Here is an 8,677-nt window from a genome sequence, read left to right as displayed (position 1 = left end):
CCCAATGCCCAATGCCCAATGCCCAATGCCCAATGCCCAATGCCCCATGCCCAATCCCTAATCTATCGCCTCATAATCAACCTGGGCAGTACTTTCTTCGTCAAAATCAAAGTTGAATTGTGGTATTAGTGTGCCATTCATTGGTGAGTCTACTTCTGGAGTAAAGAGACTAGCTGAAGCCTCTTCAATCTCATCACTTTGGCTGTTAGCTCGATTATAGACATCAGCACCAATTGCAAACAGGGTTTGTTGGAAGTCATCTAAGCGCTGCTTAAATTCTACTGTGGAAATACTAGAATCAATCATTGCAGCTTGGAGTTGTGAAACTTTTTCACTGGCCAAAGTTTTCATTTGGTCGCCGATAAAGTTGCTATTATCCTTGATGGTGGATTCGTAACTGAATAACAGATTATCTGCTTGGTTTTTGAGTTCAACCAGTTCTTTACGTCTTCTATCTTCATCGGAAAACAGTTCGGCCTCTTGGCGCATCCGTTCGACTTCGTTGGTACTCAAACCACCTGTATTGGTAATCCTGATACTCTGTTCTCTACCTGTACCTTTGTCTTGGGCAGAAACCTTCATGATGCCATTGACATCGATTTCAAAGGATACTTCAATTTGCGGTACACCACGGGGCGATGGGGGAATTCCTGCTAACAGAAACTTGCCGAGACTCTTGTTATCTCGTGACATTGCCCGTTCACCTTGGAGAATGTGAATTTCTACCGAGGTTTGCCCATCAACTGCTGTGGAAAAAATTTGTGACTTACTAGTGGGAATTGTGGTGTTGCGTTCAATAATTTTGGTGAACACTTCACCCAAAGTTTCAATTCCCAAGGACAGAGGAGTGACATCCAAAAGTAAGAGATTATCTACTTCACCACCCAACACCCCTGCTTGGATAGCCGCTCCCAATGCTACCGCTTCGTCAGGGTTGATAGAGCGATCGGGAGCTTTGCCATTGAAAAACTTAATCAGCGCGTTTTGAACTGCGGGAATACGGGTAGAACCACCTACCAAAATAATCCGATCTATGGCTTGTGGTTTGAGATCCGCATCTTTGAGCGCTTGGATCATTGGTTCGATAGTACCTTCAATTAATTTCCCTGCCAGTTCTTCAAATTTGGAACGGCTGAGTTCCATCTCCAGATGCTTTGGCCCGGTATTATCAGCCGTGATAAACGGCAAGTTAATGGAGGTACTTGTCATGCTGGAGAGTTCAATTTTTGCCTTTTCCGCTGCTTCCCGCAAGCGTTGCAGTGCCATCTTATCTTGGGAAAGATCGATTTTCTCTTGCTCTTGGAAACGTTCCATCATCCAACGCACGATCGCATTATCAAAGTCGTCTCCACCTAAATGGTTGTTGCCACAAGTCGCCTTAACTTCAAAAACGCCATCCCCAAGTTGCAAGATCGATACGTCAAAAGTACCGCCTCCCAAATCAAATACTAAAATTAGCTGCTCTTGGTCTTGCTTTTCCAATCCGAAAGCTAAAGCCGCAGCTGTTGGTTCATTAATGATTCGTAGGACTTCTAGTCCAGCAATTGTGCCAGCATCTTTAGTTGCTTGTCTTTGGGCATCTGTAAAATATGCTGGTACGGTGATCACTGCCTGAGTGACCTCCTCACCCAAAAAGTTTTCCGCATCCTGCTTCAGTTTTTGCAGGATCATGGCGGATAGTTCTTGTGGCGTGTAATTTTTTGAGCGAATTTGAACATCAACGGTATCGTCTCGACCTTTGACACAGTTGTAGGGGACGCGATCGCGTTCTATGTCAGTGTCTTCCCAACGCCGCCCGATAAATCGCTTAATACTGTAAATTGTGTTTTCGGCATTGGTTACGGCTTGGCGCTTTGCCAATTGACCAACCAAGCGATCGCCACTCTTCCCAAATCCCACAATACTTGGAGTAGTCCGTCCACCTTCAGAATTGGAGATCACCAGTGGTTGACCGCCTTCCAAAACTGCGACGCAACTGTTAGTAGTGCCTAAGTCGATCCCAATAACTTTTCCCATAATTATCAGTATTTTTACCGAGTCTTTCTGCTGTAATATGTCGCGGACTAACTTTTGTTCATGAAACCAAGGCTAGCGGATAACGTCTGTGGAACCCTATTGCTGGTAGCAAGTAGAGAAGTTGAAACACAGATAGTTATCCAAAGCCTTGTCCAAGTTTTAGGTACGCGATGCTCATCCTTGCTAGAACCCAGGCACTTTAGGTCAGCGAGGCGAGCGATTACAGCTTAACTGTTGGCTGAACTCGACTGATCTTCTGGTGCAGCAGGGGTATCTTCTTTGGGAGCAGCTACTTTGACCATTGCATGGCGTAGCACGCGTTCGCCCAAGTAATATCCGCGCACTAACTCTTCTAACACTGTTCCTTCAGGATGTTCATCCGTAGGTTCCCGCATTACTGCTTCGTGTAGGTTCGGATCAAATTCTTGACCTTCAGGACGCATTGGTGACACACCCAAGCGTTTCAGGCTATCTACTAATTGTTTGTAAACACCTTGGTAACTTTTGTGCATGGTCATTTCGCCATCAGATTGCGGTTTGAGATGCGATCGCGCCCGCTCAAAATTATCGACCACTGGCAGCAATTCCAGAATCGTGTTCCGCTTCATCAGCGTCTCTAGCTCTTCTTTTTCTTTACTAGTGCGTTTCCGATAATTCTCAAAATCAGCGGCAATCCGCATATATTGAGTACTACGCTCTTCTAGTTGCGTTTTGAGAGACTCGATTTGTTGAGTCAGTTCTGCTAAAGCTGCCGTTTCCACTCCAGTTCTCTCATTTGCAGCGACGCTATTTTCTGGATTGAGATTAGCCGTATCCCCCGATATATTGGTTTGGGCTGCCACTTGCTCTGTAACCTCGCTACCAGGTTCATTGAAATTAATTTGGGCTGGGGAGTCACTCTTCATTGCTTGCTTTACCTCTGTTGGTTCACCCAATTGCTGGCTTGTATTGTTTATCTGTTTATTTTCATCCATCATTGTCTACTGATTCCAGATGCTTTTTATGGCAGTGTATCTCCACAGTTTGCAACTGTCGTCATCCACGACGTGCCACTAAGGTTGATTTTTTGCCGACAAGTTTCTGGAAATGATGTAACCGTCATCTTATTGTGACAAATGGTGAACACGTTAGCCCAGACCCCACTAAGGCGGGAACCCGAACGAGTAATTTGCAAGAGTAGCGCTGAATGTAACTCGCCCCTCATCTGATTTGAAAATATCTTTAATTTTGAATTTAAATTTTTAATTCAAAGCAAAGCGACGTGACTTAGGACTTTTTTGGTAAATGAGAATTCTGTCTCACAGCCTGGGAATACTTTAAGCAGAGGTTTCCCCAAATCAATTGCTCATTTATGAACTCGTCACCACAACGGCGCAGTACCGCTCTAACTACCAGAACAGAGTTTTCGCCCTTTGGCAACAAGCTAGTGCAATCTGGCTATGTCAATACCGAACAGATGAGGCAGGCACTAATTGAAAGCCGCAAATCTGGCAGACCCTTAACGGAAGTACTAGAGTCACTCACTGGGCAACAACTATCACCTGAGTTACTCAGGCAATACAAAAAACAACAGCTATTTGAACTTAAAATACTATACGGTGTTGAATTCCTCGATCCGGAAGTCAATTCCTTTGGCAGCACGATGATGGGGAACCTGATTGAAACCCTCATCCCAGTGGATATCTGTCGTCGCCATCGTTTAGTACCACTATCGAAGCACGAAGACCAAACCCCGCCCTCAGTTTTAGTGGCAATGGTCGCTCCAGATAATTTAGAGGCTTCTGATGACCTGAACCGCATCTTGCGCCCCCAAGGCTTGGCTTTGCAGCGCATGGTAATTACACAAGAAGATTACCAGCAGCTAATCAACCAATATCTGGATGAAATGGCTGTTAAGCAAAAGCATCTGGAACAAGAAAAGTTTACAGATATTAATCAGGATTTAGAAAACCTCGGAAATCTCGATATTTCGGATGCTCCTGAAGAAATGGAGGCCGATTTAGGGGCAGCGATGAAGGGTGCAGAGGATGCTCCAGTCATTAACCTAGTCAACAGAATCCTGGCTAAAGCCTTGCATGAGGGCGTTTCTGACATTCATATTGAACCGCAAGAAGAAAACTTACGCATTCGCTTTCGGAAAGATGGTGTACTGCGCGAAGCTTTCGATCCCCTACCGAAAAAAATTATCCCGGCGGTGACAGCCCGATTTAAAATCATCTCCAATCTAGACATTGCTGAACGCCGTCTACCCCAAGATGGACGCATCCGGCGGATGTTTGAGGGACGTAAAGTAGACTTCCGGGTGAATACCTTACCCAGTCGCTACGGGGAAAAGGTGGTGCTGCGGATTTTAGATAACTCCTCCACCCAATTGGGATTAGATAAGTTAATTACCGATCCGGAGACTTTAAATATTGTCAAGGATATGGTTAGCCGTCCCTTCGGGCTAATTTTGGTAACTGGGCCAACTGGTTCTGGGAAAACAACCTCGCTCTATTCTGCATTATCAGAAAAGAATGATCCCGGTATTAATATCAGTACTGTAGAAGACCCCATTGAGTACAGTCTTCCAGGGATTACTCAAGTACAGGTAATTCGGGAAAAAGGGCTAGATTTTGCTACCGCTTTGCGGGCTTTCTTGCGACAAGATCCAGATGTGCTGCTGGTGGGTGAAACGCGGGATAAGGAAACGGCAAAAACAGCAATTGAAGCTGCCTTGACCGGTCACTTAGTATTAACTACCTTACATACCAATGATGCCCCAGGAGCGATCGCTCGTTTGGGAGAAATGGGGATTGAGCCTTTCATGGTTTCTAGCTCCCTAATTGGCGTTTTAGCTCAACGTTTAGTGCGACGTGTATGTTCTGAATGTCGTGTCCCCTACACTCCCACAACCGAAGAATTGGCTCGTTATGGTCTATCAGCTTCCTCAGATGTGGAAGTCACTTTCTATAAAGCTAACACCTTGACATTAGAAGGGATAACCGAAGCCAAAGCCAAAAATCAGCTTTGCTCAAAATGTAATGGTGTCGGCTACAAAGGGCGTTGTGGTGTTTATGAAGTTATGCGGGTCACCGAAAACCTGCAAACTCTCATCAACGAAGATGCACCCACAGAACGCATCAAGGAAGTAGCAATAGAAGAGGGCATGAAAACCTTGCTGGCTTACAGTTTGGACTTAGTGCGCCAAGGTTCCACCACTTTAGAAGAAGTAGAACGAGTGACGTTTACTGATACTGGCTTGGAAGCCGAGTTAAAAGCCAAACGCAAGACTGGTCTTACTTGCCGCAGTTGCGATGCCACATTGAAACAAGAATGGCTGGATTGCCCTTACTGTATGACATCTCGGTTTTAAGACTGGTCATTAGTCATTGGTCATTGGTCATTGGTCATTGGTCATTAGTCATTGGTGAATGCTTAATAACTTTAGACAACTGACAAATAACAAAGGACAAAGGACAAAGGACAAATAACAAACATTAATTAAGGAAGCAGAACTATGGAAATGATGATTGAAGATTTGATGGAGCAGTTGATTGAAATGGGTGGCTCGGATTTGCATTTATCCGCAGGTTTGCCTCCCTACTTCCGCATCAGTGGTAAACTCACCCCCATAGGTGAGCATGTATTGACAGCTGATCAATGTCAAAGGCTTATTTTTAGTATGCTCAACAACACCCAGCGTAAAACTTTAGAGCAAACCTGGGAGTTGGATTGTTCCTATGGTGTTAAGGGTTTAGCTCGCTTCCGGGTCAATGTCTATAAAGAACGTGGTGCTTATGCTGCTTGCTTACGGGCATTAAGTTCTAAAATTCCTAATTTTGAAAAATTAGGTCTGCCAGATATAGTGCGGGAAATGTGCGATAAGCCCAGAGGATTAATTCTGGTGACAGGCCCTACAGGCTCCGGGAAGACAACTACCCTAGCGGCAATGATTGACTTAATTAACCGCACCAAGGCAGAGCATATTTTAACGGTGGAAGACCCAATTGAATTTGTCTACGAACCAATTAAAAGCTTGGTTCACCAACGGCAACTGGGTGAAGATACTAAGAGCTTTGCTAATGCCTTGAAAGCAGCCCTGCGGGAAGATCCAGATATTATTCTAGTGGGGGAAATGCGCGATTTAGAAACGATTTCTTTGGCGATTTCAGCAGCAGAAACAGGACACTTGGTATTTGGTACGCTACACACCAGTTCTGCCGCCCAAACTGTTGACCGGATTATCGACGTTTTTCCCCATGAAAGACAAACCCAAGTGCGGGTGCAATTATCTAACTCGTTAGTGGGGGTATTTAGCCAAACTTTGGTGTCTAAGAAAAACCCTAAACCTGGTGAGTATGGTCGGGTGATGGCTCAAGAAATTCTGATTGTCACTCCCGCTATTTCCAACTTGATTCGAGAAGGCAAAACATCTCAAATTTACTCAGCTATTCAAACTGGCGGCAAATTGGGAATGCAAACTCTGGAGAAGGTTTTAGCCGATTTTTACAAAGCAGGAACCATCTCATTTGAAGCGGCGATGTCTAAGACTTCTAAGCCTGATGAAATTCAACGTCTCATTGGTAATTCTACACCGCAAGCAGGTGCGGCAGGTGCAAAACCCGGTGCGGCTGCCAGAGCGCATTAAAGAAGCTGGAAAAATGAGAGGGATGAAAAACCCTTGACTATTTTGAATTTTGAATTTTGAATTAATTTATGCCAACCTACGTTGCCCGTGTTCGGGATTCTCAAGGAAAATCACGAACGGAAAAAATTACTGCTGAATCTTTGGTACAAGCTCGTACTAATCTCAGAGATCAAGGTTTTGTAGTCCAAGAACTCAAACAATTTCAAGGATTTCAGACAAATTTTGACTTAAAAAAATTCCAGACTTCCTTAGTTAAGGTTTCTGTCAAAGACAAAGCCGTTTTTTCCCGCCAATTTGCCGTTTTGATGAATGCGGGTGTTGCGATCGTTAGAAGTTTAGGGGTACTTTCCGAACAGTGTAGTAATCCGAAACTGAAACAAGCTCTTATGGACATTAGCGTTGATGTTCAAAGCGGAATGAATCTTTCAGAGTCAATGCGGAAGCATCCTGACTGCTTTGATGGATTATATGTGAGTATGATTCAAGCAGGCGAGGTTGGTGGTGTTCTAGACGAAGTATTGAATCGTTTAGCCAAGTTGCTAGAAGATGTTGCCCGCTTACAAAACCAAATTAAATCAGCATTGTCTTATCCAGTGGTCGTGGGTTTTATAGCAGTTGCTATCTTTCTCGGCATGACCATTTTTCTCATTCCCATTTTTGCGAAGATTTTTACAGAACTCGGAACTGAATTACCAGCTCTAACGCAATTTTTGATGGATGCTAGTCAATTTTTGAGAAGTCCGAAGGTTTTCGTGCTTATCGCTGCCCTTGTAGGATTGAAAGTTGCCTATACACAATACGGTAAAACTCCTGTTGGTCGCATAACACTTGATCGTCTTGCTCTCAAGTTGCCTTTGTTTGGTGACTTAATTCAAAAATCTTCAGTTGCCCGTTTTAGCCGGACTTTTGGTTCTTTGACTCGTTCAGGTGTACCAATTTTAACTTGCCTAGAAATTGTCCGAGATACATCAGGAAACCAAGTAATTGCCAATGCCATAGATGCAGCCCGTATGGAGATTCAGCAAGGAGGTATGATTAGCATTGCTTTACAAAAAGATAGCGTTTTTCCGGTTATGGCAATTCAGATGATTAGTATCGGAGAAGAAACTGGAGAATTAGATGCAATGTTGATGAAAGTTGCCGATTTCTATGAAGATGAAGTCGAGCAGGCAGTAAAAGCAATGACCAGTATTTTGGAACCGGTGATGATTGTGGTTCTAGGGGGAATGGTTGGAACCATTTTGCTAGCGATGTATCTGCCTATGTTTGCGGTGTTTGAAAAGTTGGGATAGAGGATTAAGAGTTAAGGTTAGGAGTTACGAGTTAAAACTTTTATTCCTAACTTTTAATTCATAACTTGTAAATTTTATTCTTAACTCCTAACTAAGTTAATAAACTATGACTGTGCAAAAATCTCACTATGAAGCGAGTTTGGCAGAGTACAGCAATCATATCGCTGCGATCGCCTTACTAAAGCAATATCGGCCATACTTGGAGATGATTCCTAGTCTGCGCCGTCCTGATGAAAGTGTCATCACTATACCCTTGCCTATTGTCCGTCTTCGCAATCCTGCTACAACAACCCCACAAACGATTTGCTTACCCTGTGATGTGGCAATTTTGATGTGCGATCCAGAGTGGAAAATCAAAACTGGAGCAGAAATTTTAGTCTTTATTCATCGTGCTCACGAAGACTTTTCTGATTTGTTAGGACGCTGGCGACAAACTCAAGTTTGGCTAGACAATGATTATGAGTGGGTGATGCCTCTGCGCCACAGTCATATTTTGAGTGAGGGAGCTAATAGTATATATCCTTTGTTTGTCGTTTTTAACGATACTTTAGAACGCATCCAACGAGGACTTGTAGGAGCGGAACTTCCATTTATTATACAAACACTAGATTCGCTGCTTGAAGAGAACTCCACAACAGATATTTTTTCTCCAGAACTTCCACCAGCTTAAAAAAGTTAGAAGTTAATATAGGAATCCGGTTTGATTTTTGAAAAGATACGTAGGGTGCGTTAGCGACAG

Annotated in this window: 6 protein-coding genes; 4 read left to right on the top strand and 2 right to left on the bottom strand. The window is 43.8% G+C overall.

What is annotated here, in order from left to right; translation table 11 throughout:
* Nucleotides 1-57 precede the first annotated feature (57 nt).
* Both dnaK and grpE read right to left on the bottom strand, forming a co-directional pair.
* Entirely contained in the window at nt 58-2,016 is a 1,959-nt protein-coding gene (dnaK, locus tag VB740_RS34570) for a molecular chaperone DnaK (RefSeq protein ID WP_323204326.1), read from the bottom strand.
* Between the two features lie 227 nt (nt 2,017-2,243).
* Nucleotides 2,244-2,993 (bottom strand): nucleotide exchange factor GrpE, encoded by a 750-nt coding sequence (gene grpE / locus VB740_RS34565; protein ID WP_323204325.1) that lies wholly within the window; start codon nt 2,991-2,993, stop codon nt 2,244-2,246.
* A gap of 374 nt (nt 2,994-3,367) precedes the next feature.
* Here grpE and VB740_RS34560 point away from each other — a divergent pair, with 374 nt between their 5' ends.
* From VB740_RS34560 to VB740_RS34545, 4 genes are all read left to right on the top strand, one after another.
* Nucleotides 3,368-5,371, top strand: coding sequence for a GspE/PulE family protein (locus VB740_RS34560; protein ID WP_323204324.1), 2,004 nt, complete (start codon nt 3,368-3,370; stop codon nt 5,369-5,371).
* A gap of 144 nt (nt 5,372-5,515) precedes the next feature.
* The gene (locus VB740_RS34555) at nt 5,516-6,646 is read left to right on the top strand and encodes a type IV pilus twitching motility protein PilT (RefSeq protein WP_323204323.1); all 1,131 of its coding nucleotides are present in this window, start codon (nt 5,516-5,518) and stop codon (nt 6,644-6,646) included.
* Nucleotides 6,647-6,714: 68 nt separating this feature from the next.
* Nucleotides 6,715-7,938 (top strand): type II secretion system F family protein, encoded by a 1,224-nt coding sequence (locus VB740_RS34550; protein WP_323204322.1) that lies wholly within the window; start codon nt 6,715-6,717, stop codon nt 7,936-7,938.
* Between the two features lie 106 nt (nt 7,939-8,044).
* The gene (locus tag VB740_RS34545; protein WP_323204321.1) at nt 8,045-8,608 is read left to right on the top strand and encodes a hypothetical protein; all 564 of its coding nucleotides are present in this window, start codon (nt 8,045-8,047) and stop codon (nt 8,606-8,608) included.
* The last annotated feature ends 69 nt before the right edge of the window (nt 8,609-8,677 follow it).

The organism is Nostoc sp. UHCC 0251 (genome assembly GCF_034932245.1).
In the GTDB taxonomy this organism is placed as follows: Bacteria; Cyanobacteriota; Cyanobacteriia; order Cyanobacteriales; family Nostocaceae; genus Nostoc.
This window is presented reverse-complemented; position numbering and strand designations above follow the sequence as displayed.

Bases quoted from the DNA above. Each gene is read 5' to 3' on its own strand.
- dnaK (WP_323204326.1), bottom strand. From the start codon at position 2,016: ATGGGAAAAGTTATTGGGATCGACTTAGGCACTACTAACAGTTGCGTC.
- grpE (WP_323204325.1), bottom strand. From the start codon at position 2,993: ATGATGGATGAAAATAAACAGATAAACAATACAAGCCAGCAATTGGGT.
- VB740_RS34560 (WP_323204324.1), top strand. From the start codon at position 3,368: ATGAACTCGTCACCACAACGGCGCAGTACCGCTCTAACTACCAGAACA.
- VB740_RS34555 (WP_323204323.1), top strand. From the start codon at position 5,516: ATGGAAATGATGATTGAAGATTTGATGGAGCAGTTGATTGAAATGGGT.
- VB740_RS34550 (WP_323204322.1), top strand. From the start codon at position 6,715: ATGCCAACCTACGTTGCCCGTGTTCGGGATTCTCAAGGAAAATCACGA.
- VB740_RS34545 (WP_323204321.1), top strand. From the start codon at position 8,045: ATGACTGTGCAAAAATCTCACTATGAAGCGAGTTTGGCAGAGTACAGC.